The organism is Actinotignum sanguinis, assembly GCF_003957255.1.
Classification (GTDB): Bacteria; Actinomycetota; Actinomycetes; order Actinomycetales; family Actinomycetaceae; genus Actinotignum; species Actinotignum sanguinis.
The window spans coordinates 1-25477 of the sequence record NZ_QDIE01000027.1 but is presented as its reverse complement, the minus strand read 5'-3'; the positions used below and the strand labels follow the sequence as shown (position 1 = coordinate 25477).

Annotated in this window: 23 protein-coding genes and 1 tRNA gene; 6 read left to right on the top strand and 18 right to left on the bottom strand. The window is 61.1% G+C overall.

Annotated features, from left to right (window positions below; all coding sequences use genetic code 11):
• The first annotated feature begins 112 nt into the window (after positions 1-112).
• From DDD64_RS06965 to DDD64_RS06950, 4 genes are all read left to right on the top strand, one after another.
• Positions 113-1894 (top strand): class I SAM-dependent DNA methyltransferase, encoded by a 1782-nt coding sequence (locus tag DDD64_RS06965; protein WP_206435402.1) that lies wholly within the window; start codon positions 113-115, stop codon positions 1892-1894.
• Between the two features lie 32 nt (positions 1895-1926).
• The gene (locus DDD64_RS06960; protein WP_164545953.1) at positions 1927-2841 is read left to right on the top strand and encodes an acyl-CoA thioesterase; all 915 of its coding nucleotides are present in this window, start codon (positions 1927-1929) and stop codon (positions 2839-2841) included.
• A gap of 333 nt (positions 2842-3174) precedes the next feature.
• Positions 3175-3405 (top strand): hypothetical protein, encoded by a 231-nt coding sequence (locus tag DDD64_RS06955; protein ID WP_126135666.1) that lies wholly within the window; start codon positions 3175-3177, stop codon positions 3403-3405.
• A 109-nt stretch (positions 3406-3514) separates the two neighbouring features.
• Positions 3515-4024 carry a hypothetical protein gene (locus DDD64_RS06950; RefSeq protein WP_241227517.1) on the top strand — a complete coding sequence of 170 codons (510 nt, stop codon included), beginning with the start codon at positions 3515-3517 and terminating at the stop codon, positions 4022-4024.
• A 228-nt stretch (positions 4025-4252) separates the two neighbouring features.
• Here the strand turns inward: DDD64_RS06950 and ettA are convergent, their stop codons facing one another.
• From ettA to DDD64_RS06925, 5 genes are all read right to left on the bottom strand, one after another.
• Positions 4253-5932 carry an energy-dependent translational throttle protein EttA gene (gene ettA, locus DDD64_RS06945; protein WP_126135664.1) on the bottom strand — a complete coding sequence of 560 codons (1680 nt, stop codon included), beginning with the start codon at positions 5930-5932 and terminating at the stop codon, positions 4253-4255.
• Positions 5933-6187: 255 nt separating this feature from the next.
• Positions 6188-6391 carry a hypothetical protein gene (locus DDD64_RS06940; protein ID WP_126135663.1) on the bottom strand — a complete coding sequence of 68 codons (204 nt, stop codon included), beginning with the start codon at positions 6389-6391 and terminating at the stop codon, positions 6188-6190.
• A 129-nt stretch (positions 6392-6520) separates the two neighbouring features.
• Positions 6521-7123 carry a single-stranded DNA-binding protein gene (locus tag DDD64_RS06935; protein ID WP_126135662.1) on the bottom strand — a complete coding sequence of 201 codons (603 nt, stop codon included), beginning with the start codon at positions 7121-7123 and terminating at the stop codon, positions 6521-6523.
• Positions 7124-7258: 135 nt separating this feature from the next.
• Positions 7259-8674: a GTP-binding protein gene (locus tag DDD64_RS06930; RefSeq protein WP_126135661.1), complete on the bottom strand. Its 1416-nt coding sequence runs from the start codon at positions 8672-8674 to the stop codon at positions 7259-7261.
• A gap of 20 nt (positions 8675-8694) precedes the next feature.
• Positions 8695-10239, bottom strand: a complete 1545-nt coding sequence (locus DDD64_RS06925; RefSeq protein ID WP_164545952.1) for a GTPase domain-containing protein — start codon at positions 10237-10239, stop codon at positions 8695-8697.
• 171 nt (positions 10240-10410) lie between these two features.
• Between DDD64_RS06925 and DDD64_RS06920 the strand changes: the two genes are divergently transcribed.
• Positions 10411-10483 (top strand) — tRNA-Arg (locus tag DDD64_RS06920).
• A 121-nt stretch (positions 10484-10604) separates the two neighbouring features.
• Entirely contained in the window at positions 10605-11234 is a 630-nt protein-coding gene (gene orn / locus DDD64_RS06915; RefSeq protein ID WP_126135659.1) for an oligoribonuclease, read from the top strand.
• Here the strand turns inward: orn and DDD64_RS06910 are convergent, their stop codons facing one another.
• The 13 genes from DDD64_RS06910 to mvk form a co-directional block, all read right to left on the bottom strand.
• Complete coding sequence (locus tag DDD64_RS06910; RefSeq protein ID WP_126135658.1) at positions 11235-12503, bottom strand: ferrochelatase; 1269 nt, start codon at positions 12501-12503, stop codon at positions 11235-11237.
• A 22-nt stretch (positions 12504-12525) separates the two neighbouring features.
• A complete protein-coding gene (gene hemQ / locus DDD64_RS06905; RefSeq protein ID WP_241227515.1) occupies positions 12526-13254 on the bottom strand; it encodes a hydrogen peroxide-dependent heme synthase in 729 nt (242 codons plus the stop codon).
• 248 nt (positions 13255-13502) lie between these two features.
• The gene (locus DDD64_RS06900; RefSeq protein ID WP_126135656.1) at positions 13503-14684 is read right to left on the bottom strand and encodes a hydroxymethylglutaryl-CoA synthase; all 1182 of its coding nucleotides are present in this window, start codon (positions 14682-14684) and stop codon (positions 13503-13505) included.
• Positions 14685-15836, bottom strand: coding sequence for a hydroxymethylglutaryl-coenzyme A reductase family protein (locus tag DDD64_RS06895; RefSeq protein WP_126135655.1), 1152 nt, complete (start codon positions 15834-15836; stop codon positions 14685-14687). It abuts the gene before it with no gap.
• A 5-nt stretch (positions 15837-15841) separates the two neighbouring features.
• Positions 15842-16669, bottom strand: a complete 828-nt coding sequence (locus tag DDD64_RS06890) for an amino acid ABC transporter ATP-binding protein (protein WP_276330031.1) — start codon at positions 16667-16669, stop codon at positions 15842-15844.
• Positions 16666-17430: an amino acid ABC transporter permease gene (locus DDD64_RS06885; RefSeq protein ID WP_241227513.1), complete on the bottom strand. Its 765-nt coding sequence runs from the start codon at positions 17428-17430 to the stop codon at positions 16666-16668. Before DDD64_RS06885 ends, DDD64_RS06890 begins: the two co-directional genes overlap by 4 nt.
• Positions 17414-18073: an amino acid ABC transporter permease gene (locus DDD64_RS06880; RefSeq protein WP_126135654.1), complete on the bottom strand. Its 660-nt coding sequence runs from the start codon at positions 18071-18073 to the stop codon at positions 17414-17416. Before DDD64_RS06880 ends, DDD64_RS06885 begins: the two co-directional genes overlap by 17 nt.
• 127 nt (positions 18074-18200) lie before the next feature.
• Positions 18201-19124: a transporter substrate-binding domain-containing protein gene (locus DDD64_RS06875; RefSeq protein WP_126135653.1), complete on the bottom strand. Its 924-nt coding sequence runs from the start codon at positions 19122-19124 to the stop codon at positions 18201-18203.
• 801 nt (positions 19125-19925) lie between these two features.
• Positions 19926-20207 (bottom strand): hypothetical protein, encoded by a 282-nt coding sequence (locus tag DDD64_RS06870; protein WP_126135652.1) that lies wholly within the window; start codon positions 20205-20207, stop codon positions 19926-19928.
• 506 nt (positions 20208-20713) lie between these two features.
• On the bottom strand, positions 20714-21829 hold the full coding sequence (gene fni / locus DDD64_RS06865) for a type 2 isopentenyl-diphosphate Delta-isomerase (RefSeq protein ID WP_206435401.1): 1116 nt from the start codon (positions 21827-21829) through the stop codon (positions 20714-20716).
• Positions 21830-21849: 20 nt separating this feature from the next.
• Positions 21850-22935, bottom strand: coding sequence for a phosphomevalonate kinase (locus DDD64_RS06860; protein ID WP_241227511.1), 1086 nt, complete (start codon positions 22933-22935; stop codon positions 21850-21852).
• Entirely contained in the window at positions 22932-23906 is a 975-nt protein-coding gene (gene mvaD, locus DDD64_RS06855) for a diphosphomevalonate decarboxylase (protein WP_126135650.1), read from the bottom strand. Before mvaD ends, DDD64_RS06860 begins: the two co-directional genes overlap by 4 nt.
• Positions 23903-24883: a mevalonate kinase gene (mvk, locus tag DDD64_RS06850; RefSeq protein ID WP_126135649.1), complete on the bottom strand. Its 981-nt coding sequence runs from the start codon at positions 24881-24883 to the stop codon at positions 23903-23905. Before mvk ends, mvaD begins: the two co-directional genes overlap by 4 nt.
• Positions 24884-25477: the final 594 nt, after the last annotated feature.

The window sequence follows — 25477 nt, the reverse complement described above, 5'->3', positions numbered from 1 at the left end:
CCTTACCGCCACACCATTCACGTGGGTAGCTGACGTGGATAGCCTCCTGGAGAAAATAGCACGCGCGAGAACAGTCTTAGAACAAACCCCCACCCCATAACCGGAAACCTAAATCGCGGACGGTGCACTAGACAAAGAATTCGACGCCGCAGCCAACTCGGTCAAGAAACTACGGGCTTTGCTGGCTCGTATCCAAAGCATTAAGGTATTCGATCCCGGGTGCGGCAGCGGCAATTTCCTCGTCATTGCTTATAAGGCACTACGCCATCTCGAGCACCGCATCCTCGAACAAATCGACGCGATCTCCACCCGCGGCTCTTTCGGCGCAATCGGCAGTAAAACCGACGAAGAGGTCGGCCAGGGCTCCCTTGGCCTCACTTCTTCGGTCATCAATATCGAGAACTTCTACGGCATTGAGATCGACGACGTTTCTGCCGAGATGGCTGTTTTGGCACTCTGGCTGGCCAAACACCAAATGAATGAGGAATTCGCTGAGAAATTCGGCGTGGATATCCCCCTCATTCCCCTCAAGGAAACCGGGCATATTGTGCACGGCAACGCCACCCGCCTGGATTGGAACGAGGTGTGCCCCAACAACGGCACCGACGAAATTTATTTAATCGGAAACCCACCCTATGTAGGAAGTACCTACCAGACGAAGGACCAGAAGGATGACTTCGCCTATGTTTTCGATAGCGCGAAGTACCCGAAGAAACTCGATTACGTTGCCCTGTGGTTCATTAAGGGCGCGAACTATATCCGGGGTACGAAGGCCCAGCTTGCTTTCGTGACCACGAATTCCATTACCCAGGGCGAGCAGGTAGCCCTCCTCCACCCTCATGTGTTCACCGATGGAATCGAGATCGGCTACGCCTACACCTCCTTCAAGTGGAGTAATAACGCTTCCCATAATGCCGGAGTCACCGTCGCCGTGATCAGCCTGCGCAACGAATCCTCAGCACCGAAGTATCTGTTCACCGGCCCGGTGAAAACCCCTGTCGAGAATATCAACGCCTACCTCATCTCTGGTAGCGATACCTACGTGACCGCGCGTACCAAGGCTCTCTCCACTGCGCTTCCAAAGATGAGCTACGGTTCTAAACCCACCGACGGTGGCAACCTCATCCTTTCCGATCAGGAAGCGGAAGATCTTCTCACCAGTCACCCCGAGCTATCTGAAGTGATTAAGCAATTCGTGGGCGCCGACGATTACATCAATGGGAAAGACCGCTACTGCCTGTGGCTCACGGAGGAAACCCGGCAAGAACTAGCTAAGATTCCGGAAGTGAAGCGGCGCCTGGACCGGGTTGTCCAGATGCGGACTGCAAGCACCGACAAGTCCACCAATAGTTACGCAGCTCAACCTTGGCGGTTCCAAGCAATCCGTTATAAGCCCACGGATTCGATTATCGTGCCTAGTGTTTCTTCCGAGCGGCGTGACTATGTTCCTATCGGGTACCTGGGTCCGGACACCGTGATTTCAAACCTGGCGTTTGCGATTTACGACGCCGATCCCTGGCTGTTCGCCCTCCTCACATCAAGAATGCACATGGCTTGGCTACGTGCTGTCGGTGGCTATATGGGGACTTCACTCCGTTACTCGAATACCCTGGTCTATAACACCTTCCCCGTGCCAGAGTTATCGGCGTCGTCGCAAGAAGAACTCACAAAACGCGCGCTACGCGTACTCGACGTACGCGAATACCACTGCGAAAAAACACTCGCGGAACTCTACGACCCCGACCACATGCCACGCAACCTACGCGAAGCACACGAAAAAATTGACGAGGCAGTCGATAGACTTTATCGCAACAAGCCCTTTGCCTCTGATGAGGAGCGGCTGGCCGTGCTATTTGAGAAATATCAGCAGCTAGTTGCGGCAGAGGGAAAGTAAGCGTGGCGCGCGCCGCCGGGAGTGAGGAAGATATGCACCACATTGATATACCGGAAACACACACCGAGCCCTTGGCGTCGATTCTCAATAATTTGCGGCTGGAACGCTGCGGGACGGGCCGGTATCGCGGCCAGAACCTCGTGCAGATCACCGGGAAAGTGTACGGCGGGCAGGTGCTCGGGCAGGCCACCATGGCTGCGGCTGACGATGTGCAGCGCTCGCTCGGCATCGGTGAGGATGAGCGGCTGGCGCATTCCATTACCGCGGCTTTCCAACGAGCCGGGCACCTGGATGAGCCCATCGAGTTCCAGGTGGAGGAAATCAATGATCTGCGGTCTTTCTCTACCCGGAATGTTACGGCGTATCAGGGTGACCGTTTGATTTTCACGGCGCGGGTCTCCTTCCAGCTGCGCCAGCCCGGGCCTACCTTGGCTTCTCCGATGCCGGATGTTCCCGGGCCGGAGGGGCTGGCCTCCTCGGTGGATTTCTTCGGGGCGATGGATAACGTGTACGCGAAAGTGATGTCCTCCACGAACGGGATTGATATGCGGCGGGTGGAAGGCGATATTTACCTACGGCCCGATCCTTCCGGTTCCCCGCGCCAGCACCTGTGGCTACGGGCGCGCTCACCTATGCCAACGGGGACCTCGCGTACCCTCCAGCGGGCGATGCTCGGGTATTCCGCGGATCAATTCATGTTGGAGCCGGCTCTGCGGGCCCTCGGGCTGGCCTGGCTCTCCCGCGGAATTTCAGTAGCTACCCTCGATCACGCGATTTGGTGGCATCGCAATTTTGACATGTCGGAGTGGATTTTGGCGGAGATGGAATGCGTTTCCGCGCAGAACGGGCGCGCCCTGGTGAACGCGAAGTTCTTCCAGGACGGGCGCCATATTGCCTCCATGAGCCAAGAAGGCATGGTCCGCGTGCCGCTGCCGGCCCTCAACTAAGGAAAGCAGTACGCCTGATTCCAGGGTGGCCTGTAGTAATCTCGCGCCTTGAGGATGGGGAAACAGGAGGAGCTAGGTACCGGCTAGGCGCGATATTTCGCCATATCCGCATATCCGCATATCCGTATATCCGTATATCCGTAGCGAAAGCACTACGAGCTCCCCTCTTCCCTAGCTGTAAGCAACGGGGTAGAAATTATCCACAAAATCGGCTCGCGTTGCGCTTTTCCACAGGGCGGTAAACGGCTCTTTTTTGTGGCTCTGTGCCATGCAAGAATGGCGGAAAAGAAGAAGTAACTACTTCGCCACTAGGCGATCAGAGGAGTGAGACATATGGATATCGCCGAGGATAGGTTGTGCATTCCGGAGCTTACGTTTAACTCGCTTGAAGATGTTCTCAAGCGCAAGGAAGAGATCTTGCGTGAGGTCAGAATGACCCGCGAAGAATTCGACCTACGCGCTGATAACTACCAGCTCGGGCCAAAAGAAACTAACGCCTACTTCGAAATGGTAGGTCTGGATCGCTTCGAGGAGTTGTATCGTGGTGAACGAACGTTTGAATGATTATACCGATAAGTTTGCAGCACACTTACAGCTTATTGGAGAGCTGATTGACCCCGGATTTTCGCTGCGGAGACAAACGGCTCCAAAGGAAGATCTTCCCACAATAAGATTGCTTGGCGATATTCGCGTCGCTCCTCTGCTCATTGTCCGTCTCGATTACGAAGTTTTCCTCAATCAGGAAACCGGTTTACTAGCTGTCAATGAGTCCACGTTCTCGGTGATTCATGGCAGGGTTGGAAAAGAGCCCCTGGTGCGCTGGGATTATATTCGCTCACCACGCTCACATATCCCCTGCGCACATGTCCAGGTACATTCCCACCGCGACGAATGGACGCACGCTTTACTCCTGGGTGGTAATCATTCTCGCCGCTCACGCCGGCGTACTAAGAATGATGCTCGCACTCCGCGTATTGCTGATGTTCATTTCCCGGTAGGCGGGCGCAGATTCCGGCCCTGCCTGGAAGAAATCCTCCTTTTCGTTATTGACGAATTCGGAGCAGCGTGCACGCCGCAAGCACGCAAAGCACTCCAGCATGGTATCCAGGAATGGGAGGAGAACCAGCTAAGAGCCGCGGTACGCAATAACCCCACCACCGCACTCCAAGCCCTCGAAGCATGAACCACCCGCACTTAAAATCGGTACCCGCCTTATAACAGCGAATGAGGTAGCTGTTCGGCTCTCACCATAACCGAACAGCTACCTCATATCCGTATATTTATCGCTGCTAACCGGCGGCACTAATCCGCGCGGTCCCGCCTGCATCCAGCAGGCTCCTACGCACTAGCGTGGCGCGGGACTCGCCTGCGTCACACGCTATCTGCGAGCGGGCGGAATAGCAGCTAGATTTTAGCGCGTCAGCTTACGATGAGCACCGGCACCAGGATTGAGTGCGGCTTCACCCAGGCGTTCCACCTTGTTCTTCTCATAGCCTTCGAAGTTTCCTTCGAACCAGTACCACTTCGAGGGATCCTCATCTGTGCCTTCGTAGGCGAGGATGTGGGTGGCCACGCGGTCGAGGAACCAGCGGTCGTGGGTGATAACCACGGCGCAACCCGGGAATTGCAAAAGCGCATTTTCCAGAGAAGACAGCGTTTCCACATCCAAGTCGTTCGTCGGTTCGTCAAGGAGAAGCAGGTTGCCGCCCTGCTTGAGGGTGAGAGCCAGGTTGAGGCGGTTGCGTTCCCCGCCGGAAAGCACCCCGGCCTTCTTCTGCTGATCCGGGCCCTTGAAACCAAAGGCGGAAACATACGCACGCGATGGCATTTCCACTTGGCCGACCTGGATGTAATCCAACCCGTCAGAAACAACTTCCCACAGGCTCTTTTCCGGGTCGATACCGGCACGGTTCTGATCCACGTAGGAGATCTTCACCGTTTCCCCGATCTTCAGCTCTCCACCGTCGAGGGGTTCGAGGCCAACGATAGTCTTGAAGAGGGTGGTTTTACCCACGCCGTTCGGACCGATAATACCGACGATGCCGTTACGCGGCAGCGAGAAAGAGAGTCCGTCGATGAGCACGCGGTCCCCGAAGCCCTTCTTGAGGTTCTTCGCTTCGATAACCACATTGCCCAGCCGCGGCCCCGGCGGAATTTGGATTTCTTCGAAGTCGAGCTTCCGGGTACGTTCGGCTTCTGCCGCCATTTCCTCATAGCGTTCCAGACGTGCCTTCGACTTGGCCTGGCGGCCCTTAGCCGAAGAACGCACCCACTCGAGTTCATCCTTGAGCCGCTTGGCGAGCTTGGCATCCTTCTTACCTTGGATTTCCAAACGATCTTTCTTCGTTTCCAGGTAGGTGGAGTAGTTGCCTTCATAGGGGTAAAGGCGGCCGCGGTCCACTTCCGCGATCCACTGCGCCATATTGTCCAGGAAGTAGCGGTCGTGCGTGATGGCAATAACCGCGCCCGCGTAGGACTTCAGGTGCTTTTCGAGCCACAGCACGGATTCGGCATCCAGGTGGTTCGTCGGTTCGTCAAGGAGAAGCAGGTCCGGGGCTTCCAGCAGCAGCCGGCACAGGGCCACACGGCGGCGTTCCCCACCGGAAAGCACAGACACCGGTGTATCTCCGGGCGGGCAGCGCAGTGCGGCCATGGCCTGCTCCAGTTGAGAGTCCAGATCCCAGGCGTTAGCGGCATCGATTTCCGTTTGCAGCTTGCCCATTTCTTCCATGAGGGCATCGAAATCAGCATCCGGATTCGCCATTTCTTCACCGATGGCGTTGAAACGGGAGATCTTGTCAAGAATGTCCTTGCGGCCTAGCTGGACGTTCTCCAGGACAGTCTTATCTTCTTCGAGGGGAGGTTCCTGGAGGAGGATACCCACCGTGTAGCCCGGGGAGAGGCGCGCTTCCCCGTTGGAGGGCTCATCCAGCCCTGCCATGATTTTCAAGATTGTTGATTTACCGGCACCGTTCGGACCGACCATGCCGATCTTGGCTCCGGGGAAAAACGCCATGGTGACGTCGTCAAGGATGGTCTTATCCCCCACACGCTTGGAAGCGTGGATCATCTGGTAAATGTATTCAGCCACTTATCCCGTCCTGATTCGCGATTCAGTGCCGCGCACCGCGCTAGGTGTTGCGCGAGCGGCCCTGACCAGTGTACCGAGCCGCCCGCGAAAAGTCCCCCCGATGTGACTGGAACCGGGGTGGAATTGGGATTTTCTCAAGTAGATAAGCATGCTATCTCGGCACACTGCGGATATCTACGTGGTGGTAAAGAATCGCTAACGAGTCTGGTAGCCGGATCAAGGCGGCCAAGACTCTTTTCCGCCTCGGAAGTGACACTAATCTTCCAACCCAAGATGACGCGCCACCTCATCAAAAGGTACAAGCCGCTCTTTGCCGGACTCAACATCCGCCCAGATCTTCTCCGCCTCAATGAGGTCGAGGGCATCTTCAATAGCCTCGTATGCCACTACTTCGGCATTGTCACCCACAAGCTCTTCAAGGCGGTCAAGCGTTTCGTCACCAATATTGATACTCATCATTACATCCCTCCCCTCAATAACTAGGCGCGGAAATAGTGGAGTAATCCGAGGTTTGTTCCAAGGAATTAAACCCAGGCATGCTTGTAGTGTACCCACCAAAATAGTCAGCGAGTAGAGGTATTTTCAGCATCACCATGCACCACCTGACGGATCCGAGCGCAGCGCTTCATCCGCTGACAGTACGCGGGGAGACATCCCCGGAGGCGGCACGCCTATTCCCGCTGACCCGAGCGGTTCATCCGCCCCTTCAGAAGGATCCGACTCCTCGTTGAGCCAGCGGCTGTCCCCCGGCGTGCTTTCCCCCGCCGCTGTATCCGCGGAATTCACCGTGCCAGACGATCCGCCATTTGTTTCCGCACCCGGATCCGGGCGAACCTTAACGAAACTAGCCCGCCCGGTGGTGAGCTCTACTCCCACAGCATCGGCAAAGATGGTGAGCCCACGCATGGTGGAACCGTCCTTACCGGTCCATTCGCGCATATCAAGCCGCCCGCGCACCAGCAGCGGGGTGCCGGTAGTCACCGATGTTTGGATATTGCGCCCGAGGGTGCCGCGCGCCCGCACCGTGTACCAAATAGTATTGCCGTCTTCAAAACGATTAGTTTCCCGCGAGAAATAGCGCGGTGTCACCCCGAGATTGACAGTAGTGACATCCCCACTGGTGGCATTCTCATAAACTTTCGGGTTGCCGCCGGCATATCCGCGCACCGCGACGATGGTGTCATTAACCATGATGCTGTCCTTTCCCACCGCCACGGGCGGGCGGTGGACACCATCATGACCCGCTGATACACGGGCGGGGAGACCCCTTCACCTGGCTGTGGATAACCACGGCGTTTCGGCAAGGTGTGGATAGCTCACCCGCTACTACTCCCCGCGCACCACCTGACGCACCCGTGCGTACCGCTCCAGCACCTCCCGCGCAGGAGCAGCGCAGTGCTTCTCCACCACGGCGATGAGTTGCTCGTTCACCGCGCGTTGGTAGCGGCGTGCCCGGGTGGCCGCGCTGCGGCGTCGTGCCCACCATCCCAGGGCGAAACCGCACAGCACCGCTAGCACCGCTCCGATACCCGCAGCCCACCACGGCACCGCCGCCGCGATACCGGCAGCAACGCATGCCGCCGCAAGCGCCACCCCGGCCAGCACGCCACCCAGCAGCGCCCCGCGCCCGGCGGGTCGCACCGGCACGGCGCGCAACGCCCCACCAATGGCACGGCGCAAGGAAGCTGCGTCGCTCACCTGTTCGTCCAGGCGGCGCGCCCACAGCCGCGGCAAACCGCTACTCGCGTGCGCGAGCCAGGCTTCGCGGTGCGCATCAACCACCGCGGCGGCGGGCTGTTCGGGCGGCGCCACGGCCCGCGAATGCCACCCCACCCCGGCGATAGCCTCGGCCACGGCGGGCACCCCGGAAGCCACCGAGAGCCCGCGCGCGATCTCCTCGGCCTTCTCTGCCTCCAGACGCACCGGCGGCTCCTCCAGCCCCTCCCCCAGGCGTTCCCCGATCTCATCAAGATACGCACCGGTGGTTTCCAGCGCGGCATTCGTCAGCCCGGCCGCCTTTTCCAGTGCGTCGCGCAGCGGCTCCAGCCCGCGCCGGTGCAGCGCGGACACCGGGAAAATCGGAACAGAATCAGCGATGCCGTCCGCGCGCAGCAGCTTGCGGATATCCGCGGTAATGGCCTCCGTGCCACCCGCGGGGAGGGTATCGATCTGGTTGAGCACCACGATCATGCGGTCGGCACGTTCGCGCATCGCCGCGATATACGAATCGTGGATGAGGTGATCGGCGTATTTTTGCGGGTCGAGCACCCACACCAACACGTCCACGAGCGGCAAAATGCGATTGACAAGCGCGGAATTGCCCAGGCTCACCGAATCGTGGTCGGGCAGGTCAAGGAACACCAGGGAATCAAGCTCGCGCTTCGAGCGGCTCAGCAAGGAATTATGGGAAATGGTGCGGTCCTTCTTCACGCCGAGGGCTTCGAGCACGGGGCGGGCCGCCGGGGACCACACGCACGCGGTGATATCCATGGTGGTGGGCCGCACGTCCCCCGCGTCCGCGAAATTGAGCTCGGTAAGCGCATTGAACAGCGTGGATTTGCCCGAACCGGTACCCCCCGCGAGCGCCGCCACCGTCAGGCCGAGCCCGGCCTCCAGGCGCCCGGAAATTTCCTCCAATTCCCGCTCGGCACGCTGAAGCACATACGGATCGAACAGATCTTTTCCTGTTGCGACGACGCCGCGCAGCTGCTCCAACCGCTCGGTCACGGTGCCTGTATCCATGAGCTTCTTCCCTTCCTCCACTAGAACCTGTCTTTAAATTCGACGGCGCGCAGCCGGAGCGTGCGCCCCGAACCGAGCTCCACATCGCCAAGCTGGCTGAGGAACACCTCCGTGACTTCGGTGATTGCCCCGTCGAGGAGCCGCGCGAGTTCTTCGCGTGCCTCGCGCACGGCCGCGCCCCGGTAGAGCCCGTCGGCTAGGGCGCGCGCCCCGTTCACTCCCCCGGCCGCAGCCCCGAGCACCGCGGCCATCCCGGAGATGCCGAACCAGCGGGTAGGCGGTGCGGCGTGGGCTGCACTTTTCAGGTAGCTCATCCACGCGGAGAAAGCACGGAAACGGATGGCATCCAGGTCGAGGGCTGCGCGAGCGCCAGCTGCGAGTTCGCGGGTGTCAATAACCCCGCCAGCCCAGGCGGTAAGGATAGCTTCGCTGGCATCGCTGAGCTGCTGGGTGAGAGTGACATCCGCGGCGGTGCGCACCGCTTCAAAAACAGTGGTCATGGCAGCGTCGCGCGCCCCGCTACGCCCGCGGGCCCCTAGGCCGGGGGCGGCGGCCGGGTTAATGCCGGCCAGCGGCCCGCCGCTGGAGGCGGCGGAAAGCCAGGCGGTGGTGGGAGCTCCGGCCCCGAAACGCCCGCTCAGTGCTGCTTTACGCAAGGCACCGCGCGGCGCGGCAGCGGATTTCTCCACCACGGTGCGCAGGTGCTCCACCGCTTCAGCCTGCATTTCCACTGCCGCAGCGATATGTTCTAGGCGCTCACCCATATGCGGGAACATGGCGGCATCCGCCCGGGTGATGAGCGCCCTACCGAAGCCGGTTTCAGACATGGATGCAAGCCACTGGCGCAGCTCGGCCACGCTGGCGGGGGGCAGTAGCCCGGCGGTGGGCCCGTTATCAGCCACAATGAGGAGCGGGGAGTCCCCCAGCCCGGAGCTTTCCATACGGCGCGCCAGGTCCGCGCGCACCGTGGGGGCGGCGCTCGCGGGCACCCGGTTGAGCACCACCGCGGTGGTCACCCCGCGCCCGTGCGCATCGGTGAGCACCGACCAGGCAGTGGCGTCCCCGTAGCGGGAGGCGGTAGTCACAAAGATCCACAGATCCGCGCTATTGAGGAGAGTGCGGGCCAGGGCGCGGTTATCGGCGTCCACGGAGTCCAGATCGGGAGCGTCCACGAGCACGAGTCCGGGAATCGCACCCGCGCTTTCCCGCACGTCCGCCAGGGCGGTGAGCACGTGGCCTTCCAGCAGCGGAGCATCATCCGGGTGCACGGCGATAACCGGGGTGCGGGTGGTGGGGCGCAGCACCGAGGCGGCGGAGAGTTCTTCCCCGAAAAGTGAGTTGAAGAGAGTGGATTTCCCGGCCCCCGAGGAGCCGCCGAGCACCACCACCGCCGGGGTGGCCTCGCGTTCCATCCGCGGGAGCACCCGGTTTTTCAGCTGGGTGATGAGCTGGGTGCGCTCCGCTTCGATATCGCGCGAGCCGGGCAAGGCAAGGGGGAAACGCGCTTTATCGAGCGCGTCGATAGTGCGAGCGATAAGACGAGGAACATCACGATATTGAGCCACCCCTCTATTGTTCACTATTTTGACGCGGGCGCGTAGTTTTAACCCCGCCGCCGATTCGGGTACATTAAGAGCGCTACTTGCAGATTTGGTACGTTCTTGCATATTTGCACGTTCTTACCGATTTTGCAGATTTTGTGCATTTGTGCAACTCGTGCATAATCTTCATGTTATGCCCCTGTAGCTCAGTGGATAGAGCACCGGACTTCTAATCCGTTGGTCGAAGGTTCGAATCCTTTCGGGGGCGCTCGTGGATTGAGCCGCCCTGTAGCGGAGTTACGGTCTGCCAACTGGCGGCGTCGTCGTACCTTCCTTTCCCCACGCGGACCGCAGCCACCCGCCCGCGTGCGTGTGCTTAGAATGGAGGTGTGAGTTACCACGATCTAAACGATCCGATTGTCTGGATCGATTGCGAAATGACAGGTTTGGATCCCCAGCGTGATGAGCTGGTGGAAATTTCCGTTGTCGTGACGGACGGCAACCTCCACCCGGTGGACGCAGGCATCGATATTATTATTAAGCCCTCCGCCGCCGCGGCCGCGCAGATGAACGATTTTGTGCGCGATATGCACACGTCCTCCGGCCTTATCGAGGAGTGGGAGAACGGGGTAAGCGTGGCGCAGGCGCAGGAGCAGGTGCTCGCCTACCTCAAGGAGCGGGTGCCGGAAGGCAAGGCACCGCTAGGGGGTAATTCGGTGGGCACCGATAAGACCTTCCTCACCGCATACATGCCTGAGCTGGTCGATTACCTCCACTATCGCATTATTGACGTCTCCTCCATTAAGGAACTGACGAAGCGCTGGTACCCCAAGGCGTATTTTGTGTCCCCAGAGAAGTTCGGGCACCACCGGGCCCTCGGTGATATTTACGATTCCATCGACGAGCTGCGCTATTACCGCGCGGTGCTCTTCCCGGAAAGCGTGGACACCGAGGTCGCCCAGCAGGCCGCACGCCAGGTAGAAGGCGAAACGAAGCGGCTGGCCGCAGCCGGCGAGTAATTACGCCTCCACGCCCTCCCCGATGAAGCCGCCAATGGCGCGCAATTCGGGCAGGTGCGGATTCCGGCACGAATGCGCCGGGCACAGATCGAACCACGGGCCCATCTCGGTGAGGTGGGCCCGCTGCGCGCGCGGACGCCCCTCCAGGCGCTCCTCCACCAGATCGGCCAGGCCGGCCACGAAAGCCGGATGCGTTTCCGGGGTGGAGACCCGCGCGAAAGCTAGGCCGCACTGCTGCGCGGTGGCCCGGGCTTCGTTGTCCAGATCCCACAGCACTTCCATGTGATCGGATACAAAACCGATAGGAACGACGACGACAGCCCGCCGCCCGCGCCCCGGCAAAGTTTCGATCACGTCATTAATATCGGGTTCCAGCCACGGAATATGAGGCGGGCCGGAGCGGGACTGGAAGACCATCTGCCAGCTCAGGCGGGCCCCCACCCGCTCCTCTACCGCGCTACGGATAGCGTCGCGCACCGCTTCGTGCTGGCGCAGGTAGAGTCCGCCACCCAGTTCGGGCGGGCCGGATAGCTCATTGGCCCGGTTGGGGATGGAATGCGTGGTGAAGAGGACTTCGACCTCGTCCGCCGCGAAACCACGCTCCCGCATCTGGGTATAGGCAGCCGCGAGCCCCTCGATAAAGGGGGTCACGAAACCGGGGTGATCGAAGAATTCCCGGAGTTTATCCACCCGCATATCCGCGGGGATCTGCGCGTATTCAAGCGCGTCCGCGAAATCCTCCCGGTACTGCCGGCAGGAGGAATATCCCGAATACGCCGAGGTGGGAACGGCCAGCAGGGTGCGGTGGCCGTCCTCGTAGGCATCTCGCACCACTTCCCAAATATAGGGTTCCCAATTGCGGTTGCCCCAGTAGACGGGGATAGCGTGGCCGCGCCGGGTCAGCTCGCTTTCCAGGCGGGAGCGCAGCGCCGCGTTTTGCCCGTTGATGGGCGAGCTGCCCCCGTTGAGGCGGTAGTGCACCGCCACTTCTTCGAGGCGGTCATCGGGGATGCCGCGCCCGGCCGTGACATTGCGTAGGAAGGGCAGCACATCTTCCTGGCCGTTGGGCCCGCCGAAAGAGGCGAGCACGATGGCGTCATAGGCGGTCGGTTCACTCACCCAGTGGTCCCCGCGCGCGGCGGCGTGCTGCACGGCGGGGCTTCCCGCCAGAATATGCTCGCCCAGGGCGCGGGTGATGCGCGTGGCACGCGGAGCTTTCCGTTCGGCCACCAGGGCGGCGCTGGTCTGTTGGCTGGCTTGGTAGTCCATGAATCTCCTGTGTCAGCGCTGTTTAGGCTTCGTACCGCAGAATCTTGGCTAGTTCGCTCGTTTCGCAACGGCGCCCGAAGAAGAAGGGAGTTTCGTGCTTCATCCACCGGCGCGCCTGGGTGTAACGCATGGCGCGCATGAGGTCCACGATCTGGGTGGGATCTTCGGCTTCAAAAGCGAGCATCCACTCGTAATTCGACATCCCGAAGCACGCGACGGTATTGGCGAGGATCCCCTCAAATTTCGAGGCGGCCATCCCGTGTTCACGCAGGTGCACGGCGCGTTCCTTGCCGTCCATGAGGTACCAATCCGCGTGGCGCACGAAGGGGTAGGTGCACAGCCAGGTCAGCGGCTTATCACCGACCAGGAAAGCCGGGGCGTGCATGCGGTTGAATTCCGCGGCCACGTGCACCCCGGGAACCTGCCAGGTCACGTCAAGATTCTCGAAAAGCGGGGTGGTACGCAGGTCACGCATGAAATCTTGGAGCGGGGCAAGCTCTTTTCCGTGCACCCACACCATGAGATCGGCATGCTCATGCAAATTGGATAGATCGTAGAAGCCACGCAGGGTGACCTCCGGGTGCGCGGCAATAACGTCATCGATGCGCGCCGTGGCATCGGAAAGATCCGCGGGGGCCGGGCTGCCGGCCGGGCGATGAACAACAGTGTAAATCGTGTATTCGGTATCAGGATGGTGGTCGCCGCCGGAGACGCTCCAGTTCGGTTCCACATCTGCGGGTCGTTGAGTCATGTTCCCCATCGTACTGTCTCCTAAGTCTTTCGTCACTTGACACGCGCAGAAAAACTGTATCAGATTTCGGAGACTGCCGATTTTCGCCCGGTCCGGCGCGGGTGGCACCCCTCCAGTATGGCCAAATTTCTATCCACGGGGCGATTATTTTGCGGGGCGCCGCACGCGCGGGTGTCGCTATCTTGGTACGACGACGCCGCACCGCCGCCACTCCCCCGCCGCGCAGCGCTGTTCGCCCGGCGCGGGGCTCAGGCTTGGCTACCGCTCCGCGCCTCGTACTGGCGCACCCCGGAGCTGACCCCGGCGAAGCGGAAAGGTGCGGTGGTCTGCGGCGGCGTCGAAAAATCGGCGGCATCGGTGCGCAGGGAGCCGTGCAGGACGCGGTAGGTGGGGAAATCGATGGTTTCGCGCGCGGCGAGCAGCGCGGCCACGCCCTCGGCATCCGCCCCGGTTTCCCGCAGTCGCTCGCGGTAGCCAGCCACCGGAATACCGGTGAAGAATTCCGCCACCGCTCCCGAGCCGTAGGAGAAGAGCCCGATGGGGGTATCGGTGAGGTCGGCCGGGTCGGTGCCGAGCAGAGAAAGAATGCCGATGTAGAGGGCGGCCGTATAGGAGTTGCCGATCTGGCGCCCGTAGGCAAGGCCGCTTTCGATTACCTCATCCCCGCGCGAGTCACCCGTATAGGCCATGAGGCGAGCGTGGGCTTTGCGGGCCATTTTCCCGAAGGGCTGGTGATGCACAAAACGGGCCAGTTGAGCTGCGGGAATGCCGCCCTGTTCCAGGTAGTCATCGTAGGCCCCGGTGAGGGCGTCCATATAGGCGTCCATGGAAAGGTGGCCGTCCACCAGCGGGGTGCTGGAATCGTTCGGGCGCCAAAAATCATTAATATCCGCGGTGTATACGCCGCTTACCGCGGGGATGCGCAGCAGGCGCGGCTCCGCGCTGACGAGGAAAGCCACGGCACCGGCTCCCTGGGTGGGCTCCCCGGATCCGCCCGCTGCGTAGCGGGCGATATCCGCGGCGATGACCAGCACTTTTTCCTTCGGGTGGCGCGCCACGATACCCAGGGCGCTTTGCAGCGCCGCGGTGCCCCCGTAACAGGCTTCTTTCATTTCCACGGTGCGCACGTGGCGCGGCAGCTCGAGGAGAGCGTGGAGGAAAACCCCGGCGGATTTCGATTGATCCACCCCGGATTCGGTGGCGAAAATGACGGTGCGGATTCCCGCGGTACCGGTGGCGGCCAGGAGGCGTGCCCCGGCCTGGGCCCCCAGGGTGACGGCGTCCTCATCGAGGGCCGGGATGCTCATATGTTCTTGGCCGAGCCCCACGTGGTACTTACCCACGGGCACATCCAGGGCCTCCGCCATATCCGCGAGCGGCAGGCAGTAATGCGAAGTGGCGCAGGCAAGTGCGTCAATGCCGATATTCACTTAGTCCTCCTTAGCGCGTGAGTGCTGCTCCGCTGCGCGGGCACCGGATTCGCCCGCGGGAACACTGTTCACCGAAGCACTGTTCACCGGCGCGGGCGCCCCGCCGCGTTCAAATTTACGGTGCGCGTGCATAAGCTCACCCGGATTCGTCTGCGCGGCCAACAAGGACAGCTCCCCGCACAGCACGGTAGCCGCGATCATGGCTGCCAGGCGCCGGGAGTTTTCCCCGGCCGGGCGGCTCCGGTCCGCCAGGTCCATGCGCTCCATGACCGCTGCAATGCCGGGGAGGTCCTTACCGTTCCCTACGGTTCCCACAATGAGATTCGGGAGGGTGCAGGACACGTAAAGCCCGCCTTCGCGTTCTTCCACGTGGGTGAAGCCCTGGGAGCCTTCCACAATATTGGCGGCATCCTGCCCGGTGGCCAGGTAGACAGCCAGCAACATATTGGCGTAGTGGGCATTGGCCGAGCGCACCGCCCCGGCGAGCGTGGAGCCCACCCAATTCTTGCGGTAATTCAGTTCGGCAATCCGGTGCGCATCACTGCGCAGGCGCCGGGCGATGACCTCGTCCGGAATGAAAATATCAGCGATGGTGCGCCGCCCGCGCCCCAGAATCCCGTTGACGGCGGAGGGCTTTTTATCGATGCAGTAATTCCCGGAAATGGATCCGTACTCCAGCTCCGGGCATACCGCTGCTATCGCGCTCATCAGCGCCTCTGCGGCCTGGGTGGCCATATTGTGGCCCGAGGCATCCCCGGTGGAGAATTCGAAACGCACAAAAAGCAAATTCCCCACCACTTCGGGGTGGATATCCAGCAGGCGCGCGAAGCGCGACTGCCCGGCCACCACCCGCTCCCACTCGGAGCGCCGCGCCGCGATGGCGGTGACCGCGCGGAGAGCCGCCGCGGCGTCGTCGGCAATAAAAAGCACCGAGCGGGACATGCGCTCATCGGCCACGCACACGCGGATGCCCCCCTCCACCATGCGCGAGACATCCGCGCCGCGGTTGCACGAAGGCCACAGCGGCGTTTCATACGTGGCGAGCGGGACTTCCACGGCGCCGCTCAGCACGGGGCCGGAGATGTGAATGGGGCCCACCCATTTGGTGGGGATGGGGGTCTGCGAGTCCGGGGTGATTCTCGAGTCAGTCACGCCGCTCAGTCTACCGGCTCAAAAACGAATGTCTTGAGGAAGGCGCGGGCGCGCGCCGAGGCAGGACTGGTGAAGAAGCGCTCGGGGCTATCGATTTCCACGATCTTCCCGGCATCCATAAAGACCACGCGGTCGGCAATGGCCCGCGCAAAACTCATTTCGTGGGTGACGAGCAGCATCGTCATCCCACCGCCGGCTAGCTCCAGCACCACATCCAACACTTCGCGCACCATCTCCGGATCCAGCGAGGCGGTGATTTCGTCCAGGAGCAGCACCTCCGGCTCCATCATGAGGGCACGCACAATCGCCACCCGCTGCTTCTGCCCGCCGGAAAGCTGGCTGGGGCGCGCATCGGCGCGGCTCGCCAGCCCGACGCGGTCGAGCAAGGCGAGGGCGCGTGCGCGGGTGGGGCCGGTGGGTGCCTTGCGTACCACGCGCGGGGCGAGGAGCAGATTCTCGAGGACAGACAGGTGCGGGAAGAGCTCGTAGTTCTGGAAAACCATACCGATGCGGGCCCGCGCCGCGGTCCAGTCCGTGCCCGGTTCCGCGAGGTTCTGCTCACCGTAGGAGATGCTGCCGGATTGGATATCCTCCAGCCCGTTGATGGTGCGTAGCAGGGTGGATTTGCCGCATCCAGATGGGCCGACGACGACAACAACTTCGGAGGGCGCCACTTCCAGCGAAATACCTTGGAGGGCATGCACGCCATTCGGGTAGGTTTTGTCGACGTCGACCAAACGCAACGTTTGTGCATGCCCGGCCGCGCCACGCAAAGCTAGCGGGCTGGGTGCGAGGGCAGGGTCGAGGGGCTGTGAATATGCCGGGCTTGTCATAGTGCCAGTTTCCTTTCCAGGTGGCGCGAATAAGCGGAAATCGCGTAGCAGACCACGAAGTAGATGAGGAAGACCGCGCCGTAAATCCACAGGGCGGCATCCGGGTAGTCGAAGCGTTCCCGGTCGATAATCGACTGGGCAACTTTGAGGATTTCGATGACGCCGATGAGGGAGACGAGCGCCGTCGTTTTAATCATGCGGGTTGTGAGATTGACCGTGAGGGGGATGAGCTGGCGGATAGCCTGCGGGAGAATCACGTGGCGCTGCAGCTGGCGGGTGGAGAGCCCGAGCGCACGGGCGGATTCGTATTGGTGGGCGGGTACGGCGGCAATGGCGCCGCGCACCAGGTCCCCCATCTCCGCAGTCCCCCACAGGGTGAAAACGATAATCGCGGCGAGCTCGCCGGACATATCGAGGTGGAAGGTGCGGGTGGAATCGAAGTAGACGATGAAGAGGAGAACCACCTGCGGGATGATGCGTAGCACCTCCACGTAGGCGCGGGTGAGGAAACGGACCAGGCGCGAGCGCACGTCCATGACCAGGCCCAGGAGAGTTCCGAAAAGGAGGGAGAGCGCCATTGCGATGAGGGCAATGCGTACCGAGACCCACAGCCCTTGGAAAAGGAGAGAGATATTTTCCGGGTCGAGGAGCGGGCGCCAGCCTTCCCCGCCGGCGGTGGGTGCGTTGGGCGTGAGAACGCCGGGCGGCGTCGTTATATACGCGGACACGGAAGCGAAGGTGGCGTTAGCGAACGGCAGCATAGCGGCGCATCCTCCCTTCCAGCCAGCGTGCCCCAAGGGCCACGGGGAGCAAAATAATTGTGTAGCACACCGTCAGGAGCAGGAGGGATTCCTGCGTGGTGGATTGCAGGCCCATATGTTCGCGGGCCAGGTACATGAGATCCGGAACGGCAACGACGTATACCACCGAAGTCTCTTTAACGAGGAAAATAATATTCGCGGTGAGCGCCGGCATCGCTACCGCAACCGCCTGCGGGAGCAGGATCCGGGTGAGGACCTGGCGGCGGGTGAGCCCGAGGGCAAGGGCGGATTCACGCTGGATACGCGGCACCGAGTCCAGCCCGGAGCGGAAAGCTTCCGCCATATAGGAGCCACCCAGGAAGGTCAGCCCGATAATCGCGCAGGTTTCCCCGGTGAGGGTGAGTCCAATTTTCGGGAGGCCGAAATAGAGAAAGAAAAGCTGGACAAGGAGCGGGGTATTGCGCGATAGCTCGATGTAGACAGCCACGAGCTGGCGCGCAATAGGAACCCGGAAATGCACGAGCGCGGCGCACACCCATCCGAGGAGGAGGGAGGCGGCCACGCCGATGGCGCCGATGCGGAGCGTGACAAGCATGGCCTGCATATACAGGGGCCACGCTTCGCTCAGTACTGATAGATCCATGAAATATCCTCGCTGGGGTTTGGCTGTGCTAGAAGTTCTCTCCGCGGCACGGGCCGCCCGGTCGGTTCACGGCGGGCGGCCGGTTGAGGCCATTCGAGCGGCCCGCACCTGCGGGAGGAGGGAACTCTTAGCGAGCCCCGCCTTCGATCACGAGTTCATCGGGCGAGATCGCGGTGCCGTAGACCGGGGCGAGGGTCTGCTCGAAGTTCTTGTGGAAGAAATTCTCTTTGCCCAGGTCCACAAGATCGTTATTGATCCAGTCGCGCAGCTGGGTATTCCCCTGCTGGACGGCTGCCGCGATGGTGGATTCCTCTCCAAAGGAGGAAATACCGGTCACGAAATCCTTGTTTTGTTCGGTGAAAGCAAGGGCCTCGGTGTTGTCTGTGATCCACACGTCCCCGCGCCCGTCGGTGAGGGCATTCGTGGCTTCGGTGTACTGCTCGTACTTCGTCACCTTCCACTCCGGATGGTTGGCGGTAATCCACGCGTCCTGGCTGGTGCCCTTGACGATAATAATATTTTTATTCGCGAGTTCCGTTTCCGAACGCACCGGGTTCTTCGCGCTGGAAACAGCACCGAAAGATACCTTCATATACGGGTTGGCGAAGTCCACCTGCGCGGCACGTTCCTGGGTCACCGTGAAGTTCGCGAGGATAATATCAACCTTCCCGGATTTGAGGAATTCCACCCGCGAGGAGGCATCCACCGGGACCCATTCAACCTTCACGCCCAGGTCTTTACCGATACGTTCCCCGTAAACGATGTCGTAGCCTTCGTAGGTGTTTTTCCCAACGAGAGAGCCAAAAGGTGCCTTATCAGCAAAGGTGCCGATCTTGATGGCCCCAGCCTCTTTGATCTGTTCCGGGGTGCGGGCCCCCACGGTGGCGCTCTCTGCGCCGGCCCCGGAACCGGCGGTGGTACCGGCGGCGGAGTCACCCGAGCCGGATATATCCGGGCTGGAGCACCCGGTAAGGGCCATGGTGAGCGCCGCCAGGGCGGAAAGCCCGCCCAGGACGCGACGACGAATACGTGAGGTTTGTGCAAATGCCACGGTTCTTCCTTACTTGGTGTTGGGTTGACCGTGGATAATGCGGGATTTTGGGAACGAGACGCAAGGCCGTGCCACCGCGGACATCGCATTATCCACAATTGTGCTAATCCCCGGGAATCGAGCGCCGGGGTGCCGCTTGTCCGCGCTGGCTATCCGAAAATGCCCGGCCGTTAGGTATGGGGCAGCTAGTTTTCGGGTTCCGCTGGCGAACTAGCGACAGCAACACATGCAACCCATGGGGCACATGCAGGTACGCACGCAGGCACCGCGCATCGCGGTGCGCATCTGAGTGGTCCTGTTCGCCATGTGGATTACGTTAGGCGCTCGCCGCCCAGAAATCCAGTTGAGGAAAGAACCACCCCTGTGGGACATCTCATAAGGCAGTGTGGGAGTGGGGTTATTAGGGCAGGTCAGATGCGATGTCGGTGCGGCGTCGTTTTACAGGGACGCAACGCTGAGGTGCGGCAACCTCACGTACCTCAGGAGTCACATGAGCCTCGGCGGGAGACGGTATGTTTTTCACAGCTGTACTTCGCATGTCGTACGAGCGCAGTACAGTTCCCGAGAATTACCACACGAAAAGAGCGCGTAATACCATCCGCTACGTCGCGTCAAAGAGAAGAGGATTTGACGGTCATCACATTACCTTTTGATCTGAATGGATTACGCGCCATGCTTGTACGCAGATCTCGGCCTTTACTATCTTTTACTTCTTATACATCTTATACATCTTAAAAAGACGGATCGTTGGGTGCGGCATCGGTATCGCGGGCTCAGGCAACGTCTCCGCGTGGGTAACCATTAAGGGGAAATAACCACCTTAGGGACTAAATATTTAGTCACTTTCATTGCTTTTAACCGTGCCGCAATAGGAAGATTAGGACGATAATGGAATTTTTCAGTCTCACCGGTCTTTTTATTCACGAAAAACCTTGGTGACCCCTTCAAATCACGCCCCAACGATAGCATCGGAGCATAAGACTCACCATCTTCAGCCCACCCATGAGAAATGACATTATCTTTTGGATAGAGTTCATGCAGGCGTTCAGCAGCGATGCGTTCTGCTTCCTTTGCCGTAATCACTTCCCTAATCCTTCCTAAACAAGGTATTCCACATACGACGGAAACGTCGAGGTCGGATAATCACCCTACGGAACAAATACTTAGTTCGCTTCATTGCTTCTAACCGTGCAGCAATAGGACGATTAGGGCGATACTGGTACTCCTCAACTTCACCAGTTTGTTTGTTCACAAGAAAACCGGGTGGCCCTTTTGACGGATATTTAACGAAGACGCTAGGACAATAATACTCGTCATCTTCCAACCACCCACGAGAATAAATCTTAAATTCCGGGTAATACTTACGCAGACGCTCAGCTGCGAGGCGTACCGCTTCCTCCCCCGTAATCACGTCCCTCATCCTCCCCGAACAAGGTATTCCACACGGAACCCACCCTCACTATCATCCAAACGGGACGCCTAGACAGAACCGGGATCCGCACCTTCACTTTGCTCCACTATATCCGGATTCGGGCCCGGTGTGAGGAGTGATGAGCGGTCTGCTTCGTTCACCGAACTATTTACGAAATTCAGTTATCCGCCGCAGCACCACGCCGCGCATACGCCTCAAGATCGACGCCGCGCAGCCGGGCCCGTTCGGCCAGCTTCCCGGTAATAAACACCTGGCACTGCCGCGCCGCGCTGACCGTTGGCGCACCGAGCAGCGCCAGCAGCGCGCGTACCTGATCCCGCCAGGAACGCAAACCTGCCACAGCCGCTTCCTCCCCCTGGACAGCCAGCTCGAGGAATTGGCGAGCAACGCCAGCCGCCCGGGCGCCCAAAATAAGCGCACGGACGACGTCGAAAGGAGTGCGCACCCCGCCCGAAGCAAGCAAGTCAAGCCCGCTTTCGGCCTCCGCTTCGAGCAGGCAGAGCGGGGCGGATTGGCCAAATTCAGCCAGGTAGGAGTACTCGCGCGCTTCCCGCCGGGAATTCTCAATACGGGCGAAGTCCGTGCCGCCCACTCCCCCGACGTCGACCACCTGCACACCTAGATCCGCAAGAACACGTTGCGTTTCTCGCGAGATCCCGAATCCCACTTCTTTGACGATCACCGGCACACCAGCCTGCGCCACGATTTCCTCCACCGAGGCACGCCAGCCGGAAAATTCGCGTTCCCCTTCGGGCATAACAATTTCTTGCCCGGCATTGAGATGGAGCTGGAGTGCGTCCGCTTCCAGAAGTTCAACCACGCGCCGGGCATCCGCGCCGCTGCGCCCCACCCCAATATTTCCCATGACGAAACCGCGCGGATTTTCTTCCCGAATCACGGTAAAAGAAGAAGCCGTGTTCGGATCATCGAGGGCCACCGAGGCGGACCCACTTGCCATCGGCACGCCCACTTCCCGCGCCGCGATGGCCAACACTCGGTTAATCTTCCCGGTTGCCTCCGTGCCCCCGGTCATCCCGTTGATATAAAAGGGCACCGGCCAGCTAAACGGCCCGACCCGGGTAGACAGGTCCACCGCCGCCACATCACAAGCGGCCAGAGCGTGGTGAACAGGGTTCACACAGTCGAAATCATTGCGGCGGATTTCCTGCGCACGCGCCAGCGCTACGTGCTCGTCTTTGCGCGCCGCCCGGGAAGTACCCTGCTGCGCACCAGCCCCATCGCCCGCACCGCGCGAATCTCTAGCCCCAGCCATGCCGGCAGCATTCGCCGCACTCATCCTTCCACCACCGTAAGGTCGAGCGGTTCGACGCCACCTGCGCGCCAGCCCCGATATACCGCGTCTTTATCCACATCGCTTCCTACCAGGGCGATCCCGCAATCACCCCCGCCAGCTCCGGATGATTTGGCAGCTCCCCCCAGCCCTGCGGCGACGTCGCACAAGTGAGTCAGGCGCTCGGTTTCGATGGTGATACCCGAGCTGGCGCCCAGCTGGCGCAGGAGCCGGCGCGCGGCGGTGATCTCGGCACCGATGCGGCCGCCGGTGCGCAACTGGGTGGCCAGGCGCTCCACCACATCCTCGTATTCGTCTAGGAAACCGGGGAAGTAGGCGCCGCGCGAGCGCGCCTGTACCCCGGAAACCAGATGCTCGGTGGAGGCAGGCAAGCCGGTCCACCCCACCAGGAGTTCTTCGTGGACGGGAGCGGGCAGCGATTCCACCGCCCAGCAATCCCACGCCGGGGCGTTCAACGTTTCGGTCACGCTGTGGCTGCGCGCGTATTCGCTCAGGCCCGCGCGGTCCGGGGAACGGTAGTAGACCCAACCGCGGTAGGTGGAGGCGGCAATATCCCCACCCGAGGCCCGCGGGGCCCGCTCCAAAACGGAAAGCAGCGCGATCTTATAGCGTTCCTCCAGGGTGAGCTTGAGATGGTAAAAACGGTTGAGCACATCCACAATTGCTACCGTTACCGCGGCCGAGGAACCCAGGCCGTATTTGCGGCCGTCCTCTTCGACCAAACCGGAGGTGATATCGAGGTTGTAGTGGCGGGCCTCGCGGCCGCGTTCACTGCGCAGCGCCTCAACAGTGCGGATCGCATTGGCAGCGTAATCGGAGCCGATATCATCAAAAACAGGGAGCGCGTTTTCGTGGCGCCAGTAGAGAGGTGCGAAACCGTTGCCGTGCGAACGCACCAGCCCGGAGCCTTCCGCCGGGGTAAGAACGACGTCGATAAAACGGTTCACCGCGATAAGAATCGCCGGCCGGCCGGCCTCCACCACGGCGTACTCCCCCGCGATATAAAGCTTGCCCGGCGCATTGGCATGGATGCGTACGGGAGCCTCCTGCATCTCTGTGTCGCTCACAACACCTCCCGGTGAGACTCCGGCTCCTCCACGAGGTAAGCACCGTTCCCCGCGTGAGCAATGCTTACTTTGCCGAGGGCTTCAGCGTGGCGTGCTACTTCGGCGGCGAGCTCCGGGCGGGTTAGGAGCACCACGTTCGGCCCGGCATCCGCGGTGGCATACACATCCAAACCCACCCCACGCAGAGTGCGGGCCAGCTCAAATACTCGCCAGGACGCGGAAGTTAGGTAATGAATCGGCGGTTCGGAGCTCATAATGAGAGCGTGCATACGCAGCGCGGAAAGCTCGGTGAGCTCACCAATCCGCTGCATGTCCCCCGCCTTGCAGGCATCCACCATCTGAGCGGCCATATCGCGAGTGGATTCCACCCAGCCGCGGTAATACGGCGAGGTAGCGCGGGTGGTGACCATCGCTTCCCGGGAGGTAATTTTCTTGTGAGCAGTGTTTAATACCACCGAGACCATGGCCAGCGGCGGAGCCGAGATTTCTTCGGCAAAAGATTCTTCATCCGTACCGGCATGCCAGAGCGCCACCCCGCTAATGACCGAACGCGCGGCAGATCCTGAACCGCGCCGGGCCAAGCGAGAGAGCTGAGCGGTGTTCACATCCATTCCGTATTCCGTGGCGGCCGCGAGCGCCAGGGCCGCGAACCCGGAGGCCGAGGAGGCCATTCCGGCGCCCGTCGGTGCTTCGTTATCGCTGATGGCCAGCAGTTTTTCGCTACGCCCGGCCTGGTCGCGTATCACATCGAGAACCCGCTCGACTCGGGCGAGCGCTTTTTCACTCGCTTCCTGGCCGTTGAGAATGAGTCGATCACGGTGGGAAGTGGGGGCGAGGCGGGCTGTCGTCGTCGTCGGAAAAATATCGAGTGTAAGGGAAACTGAAGGTGCGGCGGGGAGCATGAGCTCGTCATCCGCTTTGCCCCAGTATTTAATGAGGGCGATATTCGGGTGGGCGCGCGCGGTGCTCATTTGCTGGCCTCCACCCAGGTAGACCAGGCGTTGGCCGCGCCTGCTGCACTCAGCGCCGCGGCGATGTCTTTCGCGTGAGCACTGTTCTCCGCCAGGGCAATAACGCACCCGCCGATCCCGCCGCCGGTCATCTTCGCGCCGAGCGCGCCAGCACCGTGAGCAGCGTTTACAAGAGTATCGAGTTCCGCGGAGGAAACACCCAGCTGCGCGAGGGTAGCATGGGCGCGCCACATATTCTCCCCCATGCTCGCCCAGTCCCCCGTTGCGAGCTGCATTTCCGCATCCGCCGCGTATCCGGCCAGGCGCGCCACCAGCGTCTCCACCTTCGCCGGGAACTGTTCGCGCAGCTCACGGACCGAACCGACGGCCTGCCGCGTGGCCCCGGGCACCCCGGAGTCACCGATAACCACGTGCAGGGGGCGCGCCACGATCAACGGAGTGACGTCTGGGCGCTGGAATTTAATAACGGTATCGGCGACGACGCCGTGCGCATCCATCCCCGAGGGGCGCCCGTGGGCAACCCGTTCGGCCACCTGGATGAGGAGGAAACGCTCAGCGGGTGAGAGGCGCACCCCCGCAGCATCGGCAATGGCTGACACAATCGCGGCAGCGACCGCCGCTGAGGAACCGAGTCCGCGCTCATAAGGAATATCGGAATAAATGGTGACGTGGGCGGAGCTGCCCGGGGCCACGAAATCAAGCCCGGCGTCGATAGCCGCGACCACGGGGCTCAGGCGCTCCGGGGCGGAAGCAGCCGGGCCGCGATAAAGTTCGGAACTAATCGTTGATTCGCCAGTGGTGATGGTGGCGTTGGCGATAACGGGAAGTACATGAACGGGAAGAGAAATTGCCGGGGCACCGTAGACCACGGCATGTTCGCCGAATAGGATCGCTTTGCCGTGCGCGCGGCCGACCCCGATGCGTACCTTGGGGATACGGGTTTGGGTATCGAACGCGAAGGATTGCGATTGGCTCAACTGTGCGGCTCCTTGTCACGGCCGCGAGCGGCCTACCTGTACTTGCCCTGCTGCGCGGGGCAGGGCTCCGCGCTGGTCATTCCCCTATCGTACCGAGAATTTGGTGACGTGACGGTGAGGATAGCGCGCGCCACGTTATGCCGAGCGCGTTGAGCTTGCCGAACAGGCGATCTGCCGCGCACGAAAGCCACGCCGCCGGCGAAATGGTTCACCAGAAAAGAGGTACACGGGCCGGAGCCGTAACCTTCACCGACCTCGTTTATTAGGCGATTTTCCGCTGCGCTCCTCACTCCGCCCTAGCCAGGCAAAACATCCGATGCCAAGGAACCACAGCGGGAGGGTGTAGAGAATATAGCGGGAGCCATTATCGAAGAAAAACAACACAAAATCCGCGATGCTCGCGAGCGCAATAGCGAGGATTCCCACCCAGGTCAGGGGCTATAGGACAAAATGTGTTGGTTACGGTCTAGTAGGTTGGGTTCCATTTAGTCCTGTTGTGTAGATCGGTCCATTCAATACCCGTCCCCCACATCTCGGCCTCGGCCTGTGCTTGGTGACGCTCACGGGCCCGGGCGAAAAGGGTGGCGATCTGCT

Excerpts from the sequence above, each read along its gene's own strand:
- DDD64_RS06960 (WP_164545953.1), top strand. The coding sequence starts at position 1,927 with ATGCACCACATTGATATACCGGAAACACACACCGAGCCCTTGGCGTCG.
- DDD64_RS06955 (WP_126135666.1), top strand. The coding sequence starts at position 3,175 with ATGGATATCGCCGAGGATAGGTTGTGCATTCCGGAGCTTACGTTTAAC.
- DDD64_RS06940 (WP_126135663.1), bottom strand. The coding sequence starts at position 6,391 with ATGATGAGTATCAATATTGGTGACGAAACGCTTGACCGCCTTGAAGAG.
- DDD64_RS06935 (WP_126135662.1), bottom strand. The coding sequence starts at position 7,123 with ATGGTTAATGACACCATCGTCGCGGTGCGCGGATATGCCGGCGGCAAC.
- DDD64_RS06930 (WP_126135661.1), bottom strand. The coding sequence starts at position 8,674 with ATGGATACAGGCACCGTGACCGAGCGGTTGGAGCAGCTGCGCGGCGTC.
- DDD64_RS06910 (WP_126135658.1), bottom strand. The coding sequence starts at position 12,503 with ATGGACTACCAAGCCAGCCAACAGACCAGCGCCGCCCTGGTGGCCGAA.
- hemQ (WP_241227515.1), bottom strand. The coding sequence starts at position 13,254 with ATGACTCAACGACCCGCAGATGTGGAACCGAACTGGAGCGTCTCCGGC.
- DDD64_RS06890 (WP_276330031.1), bottom strand. The coding sequence starts at position 16,669 with ATGACAAGCCCGGCATATTCACAGCCCCTCGACCCTGCCCTCGCACCC.
- DDD64_RS06885 (WP_241227513.1), bottom strand. The coding sequence starts at position 17,430 with ATGCTGCCGTTCGCTAACGCCACCTTCGCTTCCGTGTCCGCGTATATA.
- DDD64_RS06880 (WP_126135654.1), bottom strand. The coding sequence starts at position 18,073 with ATGGATCTATCAGTACTGAGCGAAGCGTGGCCCCTGTATATGCAGGCC.
- fni (WP_206435401.1), bottom strand. The coding sequence starts at position 21,829 with ATGGCTGGGGCTAGAGATTCGCGCGGTGCGGGCGATGGGGCTGGTGCG.
- mvaD (WP_126135650.1), bottom strand. The coding sequence starts at position 23,906 with ATGAGCACCGCGCGCGCCCACCCGAATATCGCCCTCATTAAATACTGG.